18 protein-coding genes are annotated in these 16,608 nt (G+C 67.9%); 10 read left to right on the top strand and 8 right to left on the bottom strand.

Annotation, left to right across the window (positions count from 1 at the left end):
- Positions 1-18: 18 nt before the first annotated feature.
- Complete coding sequence (locus Q0W90_RS16530; RefSeq protein WP_297595714.1) at positions 19-282, top strand: DUF2630 family protein; 264 nt, start codon at positions 19-21, stop codon at positions 280-282.
- Entirely contained in the window at positions 279-1,853 is a 1,575-nt protein-coding gene (locus Q0W90_RS16535) for an NAD(P)/FAD-dependent oxidoreductase (RefSeq protein WP_297775281.1), read from the top strand. Before Q0W90_RS16530 ends, Q0W90_RS16535 begins: the two co-directional genes overlap by 4 nt.
- Position 1,854: 1 nt before the next feature.
- Here Q0W90_RS16535 and Q0W90_RS16540 read toward each other — a convergent pair whose 3' ends face one another.
- Both Q0W90_RS16540 and pdxH read right to left on the bottom strand, forming a co-directional pair.
- Positions 1,855-3,150, bottom strand: a complete 1,296-nt coding sequence (locus Q0W90_RS16540; RefSeq protein WP_297595713.1) for a citrate synthase — start codon at positions 3,148-3,150, stop codon at positions 1,855-1,857.
- Positions 3,151-3,333: 183 nt separating this feature from the next.
- Positions 3,334-3,963: a pyridoxamine 5'-phosphate oxidase gene (gene pdxH, locus Q0W90_RS16545; protein ID WP_297775283.1), complete on the bottom strand. Its 630-nt coding sequence runs from the start codon at positions 3,961-3,963 to the stop codon at positions 3,334-3,336.
- Between the two features lie 117 nt (positions 3,964-4,080).
- On the opposite strand from pdxH, the gene Q0W90_RS16550 reads away from it, so the two are divergent.
- Together Q0W90_RS16550 and Q0W90_RS16555 are read left to right on the top strand one after the other, a co-directional pair.
- Positions 4,081-5,202, top strand: a complete 1,122-nt coding sequence (locus Q0W90_RS16550; RefSeq protein ID WP_297699834.1) for a citrate synthase 2 — start codon at positions 4,081-4,083, stop codon at positions 5,200-5,202.
- A gap of 133 nt (positions 5,203-5,335) precedes the next feature.
- A complete protein-coding gene (locus Q0W90_RS16555) occupies positions 5,336-5,794 on the top strand; it encodes a VOC family protein (protein ID WP_297699835.1) in 459 nt (152 codons plus the stop codon).
- Here the strand turns inward: Q0W90_RS16555 and Q0W90_RS16560 are convergent.
- Positions 5,791-7,491, bottom strand: coding sequence for an FAD-dependent oxidoreductase (locus tag Q0W90_RS16560; protein ID WP_297775273.1), 1,701 nt, complete (start codon positions 7,489-7,491; stop codon positions 5,791-5,793). The two genes, Q0W90_RS16555 and Q0W90_RS16560, sit on opposite strands and share 4 nt — an antisense overlap.
- Positions 7,492-7,512: 21 nt before the next feature.
- A complete protein-coding gene (locus Q0W90_RS16565) occupies positions 7,513-8,538 on the bottom strand; it encodes a diiron oxygenase (RefSeq protein WP_297775274.1) in 1,026 nt (341 codons plus the stop codon).
- 244 nt (positions 8,539-8,782) lie between these two features.
- On the opposite strand from Q0W90_RS16565, the gene serC reads away from it, so the two are divergent.
- Both serC and sepH read left to right on the top strand, forming a co-directional pair.
- Positions 8,783-9,901, top strand: a complete 1,119-nt coding sequence (serC, locus tag Q0W90_RS16570) for a phosphoserine transaminase (RefSeq protein ID WP_297775276.1) — start codon at positions 8,783-8,785, stop codon at positions 9,899-9,901.
- A gap of 146 nt (positions 9,902-10,047) precedes the next feature.
- Complete coding sequence (sepH, locus tag Q0W90_RS16575) at positions 10,048-10,818, top strand: septation protein SepH (RefSeq protein WP_297600004.1); 771 nt, start codon at positions 10,048-10,050, stop codon at positions 10,816-10,818.
- Between the two features lie 19 nt (positions 10,819-10,837).
- On the opposite strand, the gene Q0W90_RS16580 is transcribed toward sepH, so the two are convergent.
- From Q0W90_RS16580 to Q0W90_RS16590, 3 genes are read right to left on the bottom strand one after another with little or no spacing between them, the layout of a single operon-like run.
- Entirely contained in the window at positions 10,838-11,143 is a 306-nt protein-coding gene (locus Q0W90_RS16580; protein WP_297699843.1) for a DUF2537 domain-containing protein, read from the bottom strand.
- Entirely contained in the window at positions 11,127-12,005 is an 879-nt protein-coding gene (locus Q0W90_RS16585) for an RNA methyltransferase (protein ID WP_297699845.1), read from the bottom strand. Before Q0W90_RS16585 ends, Q0W90_RS16580 begins: the two co-directional genes overlap by 17 nt.
- Positions 12,002-12,433, bottom strand: coding sequence for a MarR family transcriptional regulator (locus Q0W90_RS16590; protein ID WP_297600013.1), 432 nt, complete (start codon positions 12,431-12,433; stop codon positions 12,002-12,004). Before Q0W90_RS16590 ends, Q0W90_RS16585 begins: the two co-directional genes overlap by 4 nt.
- Positions 12,434-12,625: 192 nt before the next feature.
- Between Q0W90_RS16590 and Q0W90_RS16595 the strand changes: the two genes are divergently transcribed.
- Together Q0W90_RS16595 and Q0W90_RS16600 are read left to right on the top strand one after the other, a co-directional pair.
- Positions 12,626-12,901 (top strand): DUF2530 domain-containing protein, encoded by a 276-nt coding sequence (locus Q0W90_RS16595; protein WP_297775279.1) that lies wholly within the window; start codon positions 12,626-12,628, stop codon positions 12,899-12,901.
- Between the two features lie 24 nt (positions 12,902-12,925).
- The gene (locus Q0W90_RS16600; RefSeq protein ID WP_297600019.1) at positions 12,926-13,390 is read left to right on the top strand and encodes an SRPBCC family protein; all 465 of its coding nucleotides are present in this window, start codon (positions 12,926-12,928) and stop codon (positions 13,388-13,390) included.
- Here Q0W90_RS16600 and Q0W90_RS16605 read toward each other — a convergent pair.
- The gene (locus Q0W90_RS16605) at positions 13,387-14,295 is read right to left on the bottom strand and encodes a DUF3027 domain-containing protein (protein WP_297775285.1); all 909 of its coding nucleotides are present in this window, start codon (positions 14,293-14,295) and stop codon (positions 13,387-13,389) included. The two genes, Q0W90_RS16600 and Q0W90_RS16605, sit on opposite strands and share 4 nt — an antisense overlap.
- 130 nt (positions 14,296-14,425) lie before the next feature.
- Between Q0W90_RS16605 and Q0W90_RS16610 the strand changes: the two genes are divergently transcribed.
- Together Q0W90_RS16610 and Q0W90_RS16615 are read left to right on the top strand one after the other, a co-directional pair.
- Entirely contained in the window at positions 14,426-16,096 is a 1,671-nt protein-coding gene (locus Q0W90_RS16610) for an MFS transporter (protein ID WP_297600035.1), read from the top strand.
- 20 nt (positions 16,097-16,116) lie between these two features.
- Positions 16,117-16,593, top strand: a complete 477-nt coding sequence (locus tag Q0W90_RS16615) for a DUF2771 domain-containing protein (protein ID WP_297775287.1) — start codon at positions 16,117-16,119, stop codon at positions 16,591-16,593.
- Positions 16,594-16,608: the final 15 nt, after the last annotated feature.

Below are 16,608 nucleotides of genomic sequence, written 5' to 3' on the forward strand. Positions count from 1 at the left end.
GTCGGGCAGACTGGAGCGATGGCCAACGGCAGCAAACCGACCGACAACGACACCCTGGCACACATCCGCGAGCTGGTCGCCGAGGAAAAGGAGCTGCGGGCCCAGCTGCAGCGCGGCGACATCGACACGTCGGAGGAACATGATCGCCTTCGGCGCATGGAGATCGAACTCGACCAGTGCTGGGACCTGCTGCGGCAGCGCCGGGCGCTCCGCGAGAGCGGCGGTGACCCGCACGACGCGGAGGTGCGCCCGCCCGACGAGGTCGAGGGCTACCTGAGCTGAGCGACCATGCGGCAGACGCCTTCGACGTCGTAGTCCTGGGCGGCGGACACAACGGCCTCGTCGCGGCGGGCTACCTGGCCCGGGCGGGACTGCGGGTGCGCCTGCTCGAACGGCTGGAACAGGTCGGCGGGGCGGCCGTCTCGGCGCAAGCCTTCGACGGTGTCGGGGTCCGAATATCGCGCTACTCATACCTGGTCAGCTTGCTGCCGCCCCGCATCGTCGACGACCTGGGCGCGCGTGTGCGGCTGGCCCGGCGGCCGTTTTCGTCGTACACGCCCGACCCCGCCACCGGTGGCCGCAGTGGGCTGCTGATCGGGCCGGACGGCGCGACCTTCGCCACCGTCGGCGCCGCCGACGATGCGCGCGGCTTCGCCGCGTTCTACCAACGCTGCCGGCTGGTGACCGAACGGCTGTGGCCGACGCTGCTCGAGCCGCTGCGCAGCCGCGAGGAGGCCCGCCGCCACGTCGTGGCGCGTGGCGATCACCGCGCGGCCGCCGCATGGCGGGCCATGATCGAGGAACCGATCGGCGGGGACATCGCCGCGGCGGTGGGCAACGACCTGGTGCGCGGGGTGATCGCCACCGACGCGCTCATCGGCACGTTCGCCCGCCTCGACGACCCGTCGTTGACCCAGAACGTCTGCTTCTTGTATCACGTGCTCGGCGGTGCTACCGGCGACTGGGACGTCCCGATCGGCGGGATGGGCGCGCTGACCACCGCCCTGGCTACGGCGGCCGCCGGCCATGGCGCCGAAATACTCACCGGCGCCGAGGTTTACGCCGTCGACCCGAGCGGCGACGTGCGCTATCGCATTGGCGGGCAAGAGCACCGGGCCCAGGCCCGGTTCATTCTCTCCGGCGTCACACCGACGGTCCTGGCCCGCCTCCTCGGCGAACGACCGGCGACCCCGGCCCAGGGCGCGCAGGTCAAGGTCAACATGGTGTTGCGGCGGCTGCCCCGGCTGCACGACCAGAGTGTGAAACCCGAGCACGCATTCGCCGGGACCTTCCATACCAACGAAACCTGGACCCAGCTGGACGCGGCGTATGCGAGCGCGGCGGCCGGGCAGATTCCGAATCCGTTGCCCTGCGAGGCCTATTGCCACTCGCTGGCCGACCCGAGCATCCTGTCGGCCGACCTACGAGACTCGGGCGCCCACACGATGACGGTGTTCGGCGTGCACACCCCGCACTCGCTTTTCGACGGCAGCTACTCCGGAGCCCTGCGCGACCGACTGACCGACGCCGTGCTGGAGTCGTTGAATTCCGTTCTAGCCGAACCGATTCAGGACGTGCTGATGAGCGACGCGCACGGCCGGCCCTGCATCGAGACGACGACCACGCTGGACTTGCACCGCACACTGGGTATGACCGCGGGAAACATTTTCCACGGAGGTTTGTGCTGGCCGTTCGCCGACGATGACGATCCGTTGGACACCCCGGCGCGGCGATGGGGCGTGGCCACCGCTCATGAACGAATCATGTTGTGCGGCTCAGGTGCTCGCCGGGGCGGGGCGGTGTCGGGCATCGGCGGGCACAACGCCGCGATGGCGGTGCTCGCGTCGGGCTAAGCTACCGCGCGTCGATCGTCGCGTAGTCGCGTTCGGTGTAGCCGGTGTAGATCTGGCGCGGACGGCCGATCTTGCTGTCGCCCTCGTCATGCATCTCACGCCAGTGCGCGATCCAACCGGGCATCCGGCCCAACGCAAACAACACGGTGAACATCCGGGTCGGGAACCCGAGGGCGCGGTAAATCAGGCCGGTGTAGAAGTCGACGTTGGGGTACAGCTTGCGCTCGATGAAGTAGTCGTCGGTCAGCGCCGCCTCTTCGAGCTCCTTGGCGATGCTGAGCAGGTCGTCGTCGCCGCCGAGCTTGGCCAGAATCTTGTCGGCCTGTTCCTTGACGATGCGGGCCCGTGGGTCGTAGTTCTTGTAGACGCGGTGGCCGAAGCCCATCAGCTTGACGCCGGCCTCGCGGTTCTTCACCTTGCGGACGAATTCACCGACGTTGTCGTCGCTTTCGCGGATCTGCTCGAGCATCTCGAGGACCGCCTGGTTCGCGCCGCCGTGCAGCGGCCCCCACAGCGCGTTGATGCCACCGGAGACGGAGGTGAACAGATTGGCTTGTGACGACCCCACCAGCCGCACCGTCGAGGTCGAGCAGTTCTGTTCGTGATCGGCGTGCAGGATGAGCAGCATGTCGAGCGCCCGGATGATCTCGGGGTCCGCCTGGTAGGGCTCCGCGGGCAGCCCGAACGTCATGCGCAGGAAGTTCTCCACCAGGGTCAGCGAGTTGTCCGGGTAGAGGAACGGCTGACCGACCGACTTCTTGTATGCGTAGGCGGCGATGGTAGGCAGCTTGGCCAACAGCCGGATCGTGGACAGCTCGACCTGCCGGGTGTCCGTCGGATCCAGGGAGTCCGGGTAGTAGGCCGAGAGCGCGTTGACCGCGCTGGACAACACCGGCATCGGGTGGGCGTTGCGCGGAAAACCGTCGAAAAACCGCTTCAGGTCCTCGTGCAGCATCGTGTGCAACTGAATCCGCTTGGTGAACTCGGCCAGCTGCTCCTTGCTGGGCAGCTCACCGTAGATCAAGAGGTAGCTCACCTCGATGAAAGTCGACTTCTCGGCCAGTTGCTCGATCGGGTAGCCGCGGTAACGCAGGATTCCGGCGTCGCCGTCGATGTAGGTGATGGCGCTCTTGCACGCCGCGGTGTTGACGAAGCCGTTGTCGAACATGGTGTAGCCGGTCTTGGACAACAGCGAGCCCAGCGCGAAGCCGTCAGCGCCTTCGGTGGCGCTGACGATTTCCAGGTCGGTCTCACCGCCCGGGTACTTCAGAGTGGCGGTGTCGTCGGTGTCGGCCACGAGAACCCCTTTGCGCTCTGGCTGATATCGCTGCCCTGACTTGGATGCTTACTGCTGAAGGTAGTCGTTATGGCGACGAGGCGCCTGCGCGGGGTCGAGTCCGCTGGTCACGCCACCAATCGGTGGGGTGAGCCTTGCGCGCGTTGTGAGTACGAATCGCTCCGCGCACACCTGCGCAGCGCACTACGGCTGAAGTCGCTCGACGTGATCGCCGCTGACCCGGATGCGGTTGTGCAACCGGTTTTCCCGTCCCTGCCAAAACTCGACAACCTCCGGCGCGATGAGATAGCCACCCCAGCCCGGCGGCACCGGAACCTGCTCGCGATCGGCGAAGCGCGCGCTCACCGCCGCCAGCTGGTCGAGCAGGGCCGCTCGCGAGGCGATCGGCTGCGACTGGTGCGATGCCCAGGCGCCCAGCTGTGACCCGCGCGGCCGTTTGGACCAGTAGTCCTCGATGGCCTGCGCCGTGACCTTGCTCACCGGGCCGCGGACGTGGACCTGGCGGCCGAGCCGGTACCAGGGAAACGTCGCCGACGCGTACGGCGTCACGGCCAGGTCGTCACCCTTGGCTGAGTCATAGTTGGTGAAAAAGGTGATTCCGGTCTCGTCGACGCTTTTGCACAACACCGATCGGCTCACCGGATGGCCGTCGGCGGTGACCGTGGCCAGCACCATCGCGTTGGGCTCGGCGACACCCGAGCGCTCGGCGTCATCGATCCATCTGCGCAACAACGAAACCCAACCGTCGTCGAGCCAGCCCGCGTCGAGATCTGGACTCCCGTCCTTTTCCACCGATCCGTATTCCGCGCGCATTCTTTGCAGGTGCTCTTTTCCTGGCTCGGGGTCTCGTCCCGCCATCGCGCCAACGCTACCGGCGCTCGCTACCGGCCGGTAGCGTCGGCCCGACCACGGAGTGCGAGAATTTTCGGCATGACTGTGGTCCCCGAAGACTTTGTCCCCGGCCTCGAAGGCGTAGTCGCCTTCACCACCGAAATTGCCGAACCGGATAAAGACGGCGGCGCGTTGCGCTACCGCGGTGTCGATATCGAAGACCTGGTGGGTCAACAGGTCACCTTCGGCGACGTGTGGGCGCTCCTGGTCGACGGGAAGTTCGGCCACGGGTTGCCGCCCGCCGAGCCTTTCCCGCTGCCCATCCACACCGGCGACGTCCGCGTCGACGTGCAGGCTGGTCTGGCGATGCTGGCCCCGATCTGGGGCTACAAGCCGCTGCTGGACACCGATGACGCCACCGCCCGCAACCAGCTGGCTCGGGCATCGGTGATGGCCCTGTCCTACGTCGCGCAGTCCGCGCGCGGTATCTATCAGCCCGCGGTGCCGCAGCGGGTAATCGATGAATGCGAAACGGTCACTGCCCGTTTCATGACGCGCTGGCAAGGTGAGCCGGACCCGCGGCACGTCGAAGCGATTGACGCCTACTGGGTTTCGGCCGCAGAGCACGGCATGAACGCCTCGACGTTCACGGCGCGCGTCATCGCCTCCACCGGCGCCGACGTGGCGGCGGCGCTCTCCGGGGCGATCGGCGCGATGAGCGGCCCGCTGCACGGCGGAGCGCCGGCGCGGGTGCTGCCGATGATCGAAGAGGTCGAGCGCACCGGCGACGCGCGTGGCCTGGTCAAGAAGATCTTGGACAGCGGCGACAAGCTGATGGGATTCGGCCACCGCGTGTACCGCGCGGAGGACCCGCGGGCGCGGGTGCTGCGCGCCACTGCCGAGCGGCTGGGCGCGCCCCGCCACGAGGTTGCCGTCGCGCTGGAGCAGGCCGCCCTGGCCGAGCTGCGCGAGCGCCGCCCGGACCGGGCGATCGAGACCAACGTCGAGTTCTGGGCCGCGGTGATGCTGGACTTCGCCCGGGTACCGGCCAACATGATGCCGGCGATGTTCACCTGTGGACGCACCGCGGGGTGGTGCGCCCACATTCTCGAGCAGAAGCGGCTGGGCAAGCTGGTCCGGCCGTCGGCCATCTACGTGGGCCCGAGCCCCCGCAGCCCGGAATCCGTCGAGGGGTGGGACCGCAGCCTCACCAACGCCTGAGGCCTCCCCGGTTGTCGGTACCCGGCGATTTAATGGTCGCTGTCGCGATGAGTTTGCGTCGCCGACGCAGTCATAAGTCGTGAGCCCTGCTCGCCGTGGGCAGGCGACGGAACCGACAGCAAGGAGAACCAGCATGGCGATCAACATCGAACCCGCACTGTCCCCGCACCTCGTGGTCGGCGATGCCGTCGCGGCAATCGACTTCTACGTCAAGGCTTTTGGGGCCCAGGAAATCGGACGTGTGCCGCGTCCCGACGGCAAACTGGTGCACGCCGCGGTGCGCATCAACGGCTCCACGGTGATGCTCAACGACGACTTCCCGGAGATGTGTGGCGGCAAGTCGATGACACCGACATCGTTGGGTGGCACCCCGGTGACGATCCACCTCACCGTCACCGACGTCGACGCCAGCTTCCAGCGGGCACTGGATGCCGGTGCCACCGTGGTGGCCCCGCTGGAGGACCAGTTCTGGGGCGACCGCTACGGCGTGGTCGCCGACCCGTTCGGACACCACTGGTCACTGGGACAGCCGGTCCGCGAGGTCAGCATGGAAGAGATCACGGCGGCGATGTCCGGGCAGGGAGCCGGTTAGCCGAGCAGCCTGTTCAGCAGCCGGCGTCGCGGCGGCGGCACCGGCTCGGCGGTTGCTGCGGCCGCGAGCATGGCGGCGACGTCGGTGAACTTGTTGCGGGGCCGGCCGTCACCGCTGCCGCGCGCGATCTCGGCGGCGTCGATGGCACGCCATCCCGCCGCATCGATGGCGTCGGGCTGGCGGGTGTGCACCAGGGTTGTCAGCGCCTCGGGCTTGGCCACCGGATCAGTCAGCCTGCCGGCGTTGAAATCGGCGACCAGGGCCTGCACGGTCTGCAACGAGCAGGACTTGTTGGTCCCGATGAACCCGCTCGGCCCCCGCTTTATCCAGCCCGCGACGTATGCGCCGGGCACCGGCGCGCCGGAGGCGGGGTCGACGACACGCCCCCCGTCGTTGGGCACGACGGCCGACGATTCGTCGTGGGGAAGACCACGAATTGGCTTGCCGCGGTAGCCGATCGACGTCAGCACCAGACCGGCGTCCAGCGCGCGCACCGCCGTCGTCGTTGGCGAGGTGCCGGTGACCGAGAACTCCACGCCGGTGGCGCGCTGCTCCCCCAGAACGCGATTCGGGGTGAGCCGATACGCCAGCCTGATCCGCGGGCGCGATGGCGGCGCTGACGCGTCGCCGAGCGTGCTCAAGACTTCCAGCTTGTTTTTCGTCAGGGCATCCGGCGCCTCCGCGAGGTCGACCGCGACCAGCTCGTGGTCGGCCGCACTGAGCACGACCTCGGAGCTGCCGGTGAGCCCGATCAGCTCGGGCAGCGTGAACGCCGACTGGGCGGGGCCGCGCCGGGCGGCGACCACCACCTCGCGCACCGCCGAGGCGCGGAACGCCGCCAGTGCGTGGTCGGCAATGTCGGTGCGAGCCAGGTCCTCGGGGTCCGAGGTGAGTACCCGAGCGACATCGAGGGCGACGTTTCCGTTGCCGATGATCACCACCCGCTCGTGGCTGAGATCGACTGGCAGATCGGTGAAGTCGGGATGCCCGTTGATCCACGCCACCAATTCGGTCGCGGTCCCGGTGCCGGCCAGACCCATGCCCTCGATGTTTAGGCGGCGGTCATCGGGCGCACCGACGGCGTACAGCACGGCGTGATGGTGAGCCAACAGCTCTTCGTGGCTGAGATGATTGCCGATCTCGACATTGAGGTAGAACCGGAAGCGGTCATGGCCGGCGACCCGGTCGAAGAGCCGGGTGACGTTCTTGGTGTTCTGGTGATCGGGCGCCACCCCGGCGCGGACCAGCCCATACGGGGTGGGCAGCTTCTCGAAAACGTTGACGCACACGCCATGCTGGGTGAGTAGTTCATCCGCGGCATACATCGCCGCCGGACCCGATCCGACGATGGCCACGGTCAGCGGCCGGCGGCGGGGATGCACTTCGGCGGCCGGGATGACCGGGGCCAGCTTCGACGTCGGCGGCAACTTCTCGCCCTCGGGCCGTTTCGGGTAGAACGACGCGTTGACCTCGACGAAGGGCAGCTGCTTGGTATCCAACCGCGTGTCGGGTGCGATGGCATCGACGGGGCACGCGCTCACGCAGGCACCGCAGTCCACGCAGGCCACCGGATCGATGTAGAGCATCTCCGAGGTGGCGAAGCCGGGCTCGTCCGGTGTGGGGTGAATGCAATTCACCGGACACGCGAAAACACAGGACCCGTCGTTGCAACACGACTGGGTAATAACGTGCGGCATGAAACCTACAAACCGGACCCGTTACGCAGCCGGCACCGCGGCCAGGTGCTGGCGTTGCGGTTCGCTGCGGTAGCGCGACGGCTTGCCGTTGATCTTGCACAGCCGCCACATCAGCCGCGCGGAACGCGTCTCCATCAGACCGGTGTCGTGAGCCAGCATCCGCACGTCACCGAACATGTCGCTCAACCACTTACGCGATTCCGGCGAACGGAAGAACAGCTCCTTCTTGACCTCGCGCGGGATGTCGAACTCGCGCCAGAACGCCTTGGGCGGCACCACAATTGCCCGGCACAGCATCTTCATGGTCAGCGGGAAATACAGTGCGGTCCAAAACCGCTGCCTCTTGGTCAATTCCGGCAACCGCCTGCGGAGGAACTCATGGGCGAACGAGATGTGCCGCGCTTCCTCGGCGACGTGAATCGCCATCACCCGTTCCATGACGGGGTGCAGCGACTTGCCTTCGCGCAGAACATTTTTCTGCGTGTGGTCGATCGGCTCCTCGCCGGCCAGCACGCCGATGAAGAACGCCACCGGCAGCGGCCCCGCCACCAGCGGGACCAACGGCGAAAGCCATTTGAGCATCCGCGGCATACCCGGCACGTCGGCGCCGATCCGGTTGACCATCTCCTGGAACATCATCGTGTGGTTGCACTCTTCGACCGACTCGTGCAGGCAGTACCGGTATTCCGGCGAGCCGTTGGGCACCCAGAACGTGTAGTTCATCAGCCCGCGGATCAGGATCGATTCAAAGTGCAGGCCGACCTTGGCCACGTTGGCCTGCCGCCACATACCGATCTTGATCTGGCGCTCTTCTGACTGCGCCAGATACCAGGGATGGCGGCCCAGCGGGTCCGTGGTCGGCAGAATCCACCGGGGGTCGTTGTCGGTGACAGCGAATTCCGGTGAGTCCCAATCGATGTCGGTGTATGGGTTGAAGTTACGCCGCACCGACCCCTCGGACAGTGTGGCAAGCATGTTGACGTATTCAGCGTCGTCGCGCACTTCCATGTTGCGGCGCCAACGCCGGACCAATCGCGTCCTAGCCATATCTAGGCCTCCTCAACGAGGTTTACATTTGGACGTGCTATGTCCAGACAGTACCGGAGGTACCGCATATTTCCTAGACCCCTCCGAAGCACTGTGACCTGACCAGTGGTCATCGATTTCGTATGCCCTGGATCACAGCGGACGAAACGCTAAAGCGGCCCAAGCAGGCCTTTTGTCCGGTCGGTGGGTGCCCGCAGTCGGCCCGCCGCGTCGCCCCGGCAGGCCGGCTCACTACCCTGTGAGCATGGCTGACCAGCTCGAGATCCCCGCTGACATCAAACCCCGCGACGGCCGCTTCGGGTGCGGCCCGTCCAAGGTCCGGCCCGAACAACTGCAGGCGTTGACCACGACCGCGGCGCCGCTGTTCGGAACCTCGCACCGGCAGGCACCGGTCAAGAATCTGGTGGGCCGGCTCCGGACGGGGCTCGCCCAGCTGTTCTCGGTGCCGGACGGCTACGAGGTCATCCTGGGCAACGGGGGCGCGACGGCGTTCTGGGATGCCGCGGCTTTCGGTTTGATCGACAAGCGCTCGCTGCACCTCTCCTTCGGCGAATTCAGCTCGAAGTTCGCCTCCGCGGTCGCCAAGAACCCCTTCGTCGGCGATCCCGTCGTCATCAAGTCGGACGCGGGCAGCGCACCCGAGCCGCAGAGCGACCCCTCGGTGGACGTGATCGCCTGGGCGCACAACGAGACGTCGACCGGGGTCGCGGTGCCCGTGCGCCGCCCCGCCGATTCCGGTGACGCATTGGTCGTCATCGACGCGACGTCCGGCGCGGGCGGCCTGCCGGTCGACATCACCGAGGCCGATGCCTACTACTTCTCGCCGCAGAAGAATTTCGCCAGCGACGGCGGCCTGTGGCTGGCCGTCATGAGCCCCGCCGCGCTAACCCGCGTCGAGTCCGTCGCCGCATCCGGCCGCTGGGTCCCCGACTTCTTGTCACTGCCCATCGCGGTGGAGAACAGCCTGAAGGACCAGACCTACAACACCCCGGCGGTCGGCACGCTGGCGCTGATGGCCGAGCAGGTCGACTGGATGCTGGACAACGGCGGGCTGGACTGGGCCGTCAAGCGCACGGCGGACTCCTCGGGACGCCTGTACTCGTGGGCCGAAGACCGGCCCTACACCACACCGTTCGTCGCCGACCCGACGCTGCGCTCGCAGGTGGTGGGCACCATCGACTTCGCCGACGGCGTCGATGCTGCGGCCGTGGCGAAGATCCTGCGGGCAAACGGCATCGTCGACACCGAGCCGTATCGCAAACTCGGTCGCAACCAGCTGCGGGTCGGGATGTTCCCGGCGGTGGATCCCGACGACGTCAGCGCCCTCACCCAATGCGTCGACTGGGTCGTCGAGCGGCTTTAGAGCCCGCCCTGCACGGGCAGCCGAGGAACCGGACGACTGGCGCGCAACCGCCCAGCGTGTCAGCACAGATGATGGGCGGTCGCTGGACTAAAGTGCGCCGTGACGGGTCCGTCGCTGACCTGCACGGAGCCTGCGAGGAGAAAACCATGCGGGAACTCAAAGTGGTTGGGCTCGATGCCGACAGCAAATATGTCATCTGCGAGAGCGACGATCCCGCGGAGCAGTTCAAGCTGGCGGCCAACGACCGCCTGCGAGCCGTTCTGCGTGATGCACCCCAGTACCCTGAGCAACCGCATCTCGAGATTGAAGTCACCAACATGCTCAGCCCCAAAGAAATTCAGGCCAAGATCCGCGCCGGTGCATCCGTCGAGCAGGTCGCCGCGGCGTCGGGCTCGGACGTGTCGCGGATCCGTCGCTTTGCTCACCCGGTGCTGCTGGAACGGTTCCGCGCCGCGGAGCTGGCAACCGCCGCGCACCCCATGCTGGCCGACGGTCCCGCCGTGCTGACCCTGCTGGAGACCGTCAGCGCCGCCTTGGTGACCCGGGGCCTCGAGCACGACAAGCTCAGCTGGGACGCGTGGCGCAACGAAGACAACCGCTGGACGGTGCAGCTCGCGTGGAAGGTCGGCCGCTCCGACAACCTCGCGCATTTCTGCTTCAGCCCCGGCGCTCACGGCGGAACGGTCACCGCCATCGACGACGCGGCCAGCGCGTTGATCGATCCGAGCTTCGACCGGCCGCTGCGACCGGTGGCGCGGGTGGCCCACGTCGACTTCGACGAGCCCGCGAAGCCGCCCGTCGCCGAAGCGCCGGTCCCGGAGCCAGACGAAAAGCCCGTGCACACCCGTCGGGGCAAGCCGGTCATCCCGGCGTGGGAAGACGTGTTGCTCGGGGTGCGCTCGGGCGGCCAGCGCTAGAGCCGATGGTGGCGATCCGCTAAGCGCGGCCCGCGGCCGCCAGCGCCAGTAGCGCCACCCACGCACCCGTCACGCCGACTCCGGCGCCCAGCACGAACCAGCGCAGAACCGGCGTGCGCCGCCACCCCCACAGGGTCGGCGCCAGTCCCCCGGCGGCCACGATGTTCAGCCCGACGGCCAGCAGCGGGTGCACGCGAACCAGCCCAAGGCTGAGCACCACGATCGCCACCGCGGTGATCGCCGCGACAAACGCGGTCACCGTCAAACCCGTTGCCCAGGGCACGGACTCGTCTTTCAACAGCCGAAGCCTAGCCTGATAGTTCATCTCCGCCTTTCGCCGTCGCGTGGCCCACCACGTCTCCCAGCCGGGCGCGCTCGTAGAACGCCAACGCGGCCGCGGTCGCGACGTTGAGCGAGTCGGTGCCCCGCGACATCGGGATGCGCGCCCGCACATCGCTCAACCGCAAGGTGGCCGGCGTCAGCCCCGGCCCCTCGGCGCCCACCAGCACCGCGACGCGTTCGTCGCGCGCGGCCGTCATCGCCTCCGGCAGGGGGCACGCCGTGTCATGCGGGGTCATCGCCAGAATCCGAAATCCGTTTTCCTTCAACGTCACGAGCTCGGCGGGCCAACAGGTTGCGCGCGCATACGGCACCAGCAGCGCGTGACCCATCGACACCCGGACGGCGCGGCGGTACAGCGGGTCGGCACACCCGCTGCCGAATATCACCGCATCGACTCCGAGCCCCGCCGCGTTGCGGAAAATCGAGCCCAGGTTCTCGTGATCGTTGACCCCTTCGAGCACCGCGACGGTGCGGGCGCCGGCGATCACGTCGGCCACGCTGGGTTCTGGCACCCGCCGGGCCGCCGCCAGCACGCCGCGATTGAGGTGAAAGCCGACCACGCGCGCCATGATGTCGGCGGACGTCCGGTAGAACGGCACGGCGCTGCCGGCCAGGTCGTCTTTGAGTTCGGCGAGCCGACGGTCGGTGCCCAGCAGGGCATGCGGGCGGAACCGTGACGCGAGCATCCGCTGCACCACCAGCACACCTTCGGCAATCACCAGTCCCTTGCCGGACGGCAGGTCGGGGCGGCGATCGACACTGTTCAGGTCGCGGAAATCGTCGAGCCTCGGGTCGTCGGGGTCGTCAACGTCCGCGACATTGCCGGCATCGGCGCCGACGTTCACGGGCTTTCGTCGACCAACGTCAACATCAGATCGGCCGCGCTGCGCAGGATGTCGCGTTGTTCGCTGTCCAGCGTCGACAGCCGCTTGGCCAGCCATTCCTGACGGGCGCGACGGTTGGCCTTGACCAACTCCGCCCCGGACTCGGACACGGACACGAGCACCTGTCGGCCGTCGACGGGGTGCGGCGCGCGGTCCACCAGACCCATCTCGGCCAGCGAAGCGATCACCCGGGTCATCGACGGTGGGCGAACCCGTTCGCGAATCGCCAGGGCGCCGGGCGTCATCGGGCCTTCGTTGGCCAGCATCGCCAGCGCGGACAGCTGCGACAACGACACCGGCGACGACGGGTTGCGGAATCGCAGTTGGCGGGCCAGCCGCATAACAGCCAGTGACAGGTCGCTGGCCAGCCGCGCATCGCTGTCAGGCATGGCGCGAGGTTACACGGAAGCCTGAGAAACCGGGACACCAACCGGGTGTTGATTCTTTCCACCGAAACGCGCGGAATTTCATCGAAACGCTTAGCTGTGCGCTGATCCCGCACGGCTCGGGGATTTTCGATCATCCATTCGGCACGCGGGTGGGCCACCGGGGGGCGCCGGCGGCGGGCTATGTTAATCACGATGTCCGCCGAACCTGGCCAGACCCGCACGGCGCCGCCGTTGCCGGCGGTACTGGTGCACGCGTGGCCGTTCATCGCGCTCGGAGCGCTGGGTTGGCTCGCCGCGGCGGCCGCCGCGTTCCTGGTGCCCGCCCTGCACAGCTGGCGCCCGCTGACGCTGGCCGGGCTGGGCGTGGGAGTGCTCGGCACGACCATTTTCTTGCTGCAACGTGCGGCGGCCCGGCGCGGTGCACGCGGCGCCCAGGCCGGACTCGAAAATTATCTGGAACAGAAGTAATCCGCCCGACCCGTTGGAGGACCCATGGCAGCCCCGCTGTTGCAAGCGCACGTCGACATCAACGCACCGGTTGCCAAAGTGTGGGAATTGATTTCCGATCTTCGGCGAATGCCGGAGTGGAGTCCGCAGTGCCGTTGGATGAAGCCGTTCGGCCCGGTGCGTCAGGGCACCCGCACCCTCAACCTCAACCGCCGCAACCGAATGTTCTGGCCGACCACCTGCACGGTGGTCGAGGTCGTCCCGGACCGAAAGCTCGCGTTCCGGGTCGACGCCAATAAGACCGTTTGGAGCTACGAGCTCGAGTCCACCGGGGAGGGCACCCGGCTGATCGAGAGCCGCCACGCCGAGAACGGCGTCACCGCGCTGTCGAACCTGTCGGTCAAAGCGCTCTTCGGCGGGACCGACAACTTCGAAAGCGAATTGGTCGACGGCATGAACGCCTCGTTGGCGCGCATCAAGGCCGCCGCAGAAGACGCCACAAGGGGCTAGTTCGGCGTCTCGGTCGCAGGCTCGGGCGGGGACGGCTGCTCGGACTCCGGCGCCTCGGCCTCGGGCTCCGGCTGGGCATCTGACGTCTCCGACGTCTCCGACGGCGCGGGTGGCGCGGTCGGCTCGACGGGCGCCTGGGTGACGTCCAGCAGGCCGTCGTCGTAGGGGTCGTACGCGGGCGACCCGGTGCCCGCCGGGGCAGGAGTGTCCGAGTGCGCACCGCAGCCGTACAGCTTGTCGACGATGTGCCCGTCGGCCGACAGCTCATTGCCGCACACGCCGAACATGGCGCCGAGAGATCCCGACAGCGGTAGGAAGAAGCCGCAGTCCCGACACACGCGCTTGGTGGATCGGGCCATCGGCGAGTCGGGGCCGTAATCGCCGGTGTGCCAGCGTTCGGCCGCCTCCGCGCGGCCCTCGCCGCTCATCACCCAGCGCCGGCCCAGCCCGATCTCGGCGGCGGTCTCGTCGACCTGCGGGTCACCGCTGGAGGTGTAGCCCGGAACCAGCCGAGGATCGTCGGCCGCGGGGGCCAGCAAGTCCCCGGGGCTGAGGTCCCCGGGCCGCACCCGCTGCTCCCACGGCACCCATTCCGGCGCCAGCAGCGCCGTCGGTCCCGGAACCAACACCACTTCGCTGACGGTCGCGTGATCGGCGCCGGGATAGGCGGCCACAACCACGGCCCACTGCCACCCCTGGTAACCGGGTAGATGCGCCAGGAACCGGTGGGTGGCGGTGTTCGGATCTTCGTAGCTGACGCCCAGATAGTCGCCGAGCGTGTCCGGGCCGCTGAACTCCACAACGGCGGCCCTGGCCTGGTCCGTGGCACCGCTGAGCACCGCCGCCAACCCTTCGGGCCACTCGCCCACGGTCGCCACGGAGGATTCCTCGATGGGTCTGGTCACGCTGTCTTCTGTCTGCATTGCGGTTCCAATACTAGGTTGAAGAGCCACACCCCGTTACCTGCAGACGCATGTCGTCGGCATAGGGGAGAATCGGGGAGTGTCTGGACGGCGGCAAGACGATCCCGGCCGGGTGGCCTCCAAGCCGGGCCGCCGGGCCTCCAATGGCGTTGCCGCACAACATCCGGGTGCGGCCAACTACCCTGCCGGCGACGGCGCCCAGCGCCGGACGCGCCGTCCCCCGCCGATACCCAGCGCCAATCGCTATCTGCCCCCGCTGGGGCAGCCACCGGAACCGGACCGCAGCGGTGCCGCACCGTCTCGTGGTCCGACCACCGGCGAGCGGATCACCGTCACCCGCGCCGCGGCGCTGCGCAGCCGCGAAATGGGTTCCCGGATGTACTGGATGGTTCAGCGCGCCGCGACCGCCGACGGCGCCGACAAGTCCGGCCTGACGGCGCTGACATGGCCCTCGGTGGCCAACTTCGCGGTGGATGCCGCGATGGCCGTCGCGCTGGCCAACACGTTGTTCTTCGCCGCGGCAACCGGGGAGAGCAAGGGCCGGGTCGCGCTGTATCTGTTGATCACCATTGCGCCGTTCGCGGTGATCGCCCCCCTCATCGGTCCGGCCCTGGACCGGCTGCAGCACGGCCGCCGCGTCGCGCTCGCCGCGTCGTTCGCCCTTCGCACGGCATTGGCGTTGGTGCTGATCATGAACTACGACGGCGCCAGCGGGAGCTACCCGTCGATGGTGTTGTATCCGTGCGCGTTGGCCATGATGGTGTTCTCGAAGTCGTTCAGCGTGCTGCGCAGCGCCGTGACACCCAGGGTGATGCCGCCGACCATCGACCTGGTGCGGGTCAACTCGCGGCTGACCATGTTCGGTCTGCTGGGCGGCACCATCGCCGGCGGCGCCATCGCGGGGGGCGTCGAATTCGTCTGCACCCACCTGTTCAAGCTGCCCGGGGCATTGTTCGTCGTGGTCGCGGTCACGATCGCCGGCGCGTCGCTGTCCATGCGGATTCCGCGCTGGGTCGAGGTGACCGCCGGTGAGGTCCCCGCCACCTTGAGCTACCGCCAGGACAGCGAACCTCTGCGCCGAAGCTGGTCCGAAGAAGTCAGGAAGGTCCCTAAACAGGCCACTGCCACGCTTCGGCAGCCCTTGGGCCGCAACATCATTACCTCGCTGTGGGGTAACTGCACCATCAAGGTCATGGTGGGGTTTCTGTTCTTGTATCCCGCATTCGTCGCCAAGGCACATGACGCCAGCGGTTGGGGCCAGATCGCCATACTCGGGGTGATCGGCGCCGCGGCCGGAATCGGCAACTTCGTCGGCAACTTCACCAGCGCGCGCCTGAAACTGGGCAGGCCTGCCGTGCTGGTGGTGCGCTGCACGGTGGCGGTGAGCGCGGTCGCGCTGGCCGCCTCGGTCGCCGGCAACCTGATGCTGGCCGCGATTGCCACCCTGGTGACTTCGGGCGCCAGCGCGATCGCGAAGGCCTCCCTGGACGCCTCGTTGCAGAACGATCTGCCCGAGGAATCCCGGGCGTCGGGGTTCGGGCGCTCGGAGTCGACGCTGCAATTGGCCTGGGTGCTCGGCGGGGCGGTGGGGGTTCTGGTGTACACCGACCTGTGGGTCGGCTTCACCGCGGTCACGGCCCTGCTCATCCTGGGCCTGGCGCAGACCCTCGTCAGCTTCCGCGGCAAGTCGCTGATTCCCGGCCTGGGAGGTAATAGGCCCATCATGGTCGAGCAGGAGGGCACGCGGCGCGGTGCCGGCAGGCCGGCGGCGGTAGCCGAGTGAAATCCGGAATCAACCGCGGCATGGCCGTGCTGCTGGGCTGCCTGATGGCTTTGCTCTGCGTGGGCGTCGGGGTCGGCACGTGGCTGCTGGTGGGCCGCTCCGGTCCGCACCGCCCGGAGATCAGCGTGTACTCACACGGCCACTTGACCCGGGTGGGGCCCTACCTCTACTGCAACGTGCTCAACCTCGAAAACTGTGAGACACCGCAGAGCCAGGGTGAGCTACCGGTCAGCGAGCGCTATCCGATTCAGCTCTCGGTGCCCGATGCCATCTACCGGGCGCCCTGGCGGCTGGTGCAGGTGTATGAGGATCCGACGAACACCACGAGCACCATCTTTCGGCCGGGCACCCGACTCGCCGTAACCATCCCACCGGTCGACCCGCATCGCGGACGCCTGGCCGGGATCGTCGTGCAGTTGCTGACGTTGGCGGTGGATCCCGCAGGCGAGCTCCGCGATGTCCCGCACGCGGAATGGTCAGTGCGGCTGACCTTTTAAGGCCCTTTGCGCCCA

The sequence above is a fragment of the Mycobacterium sp. genome (assembly GCF_025933915.1).
Taxonomy (GTDB): Bacteria; Actinomycetota; Actinomycetes; order Mycobacteriales; family Mycobacteriaceae; genus Mycobacterium.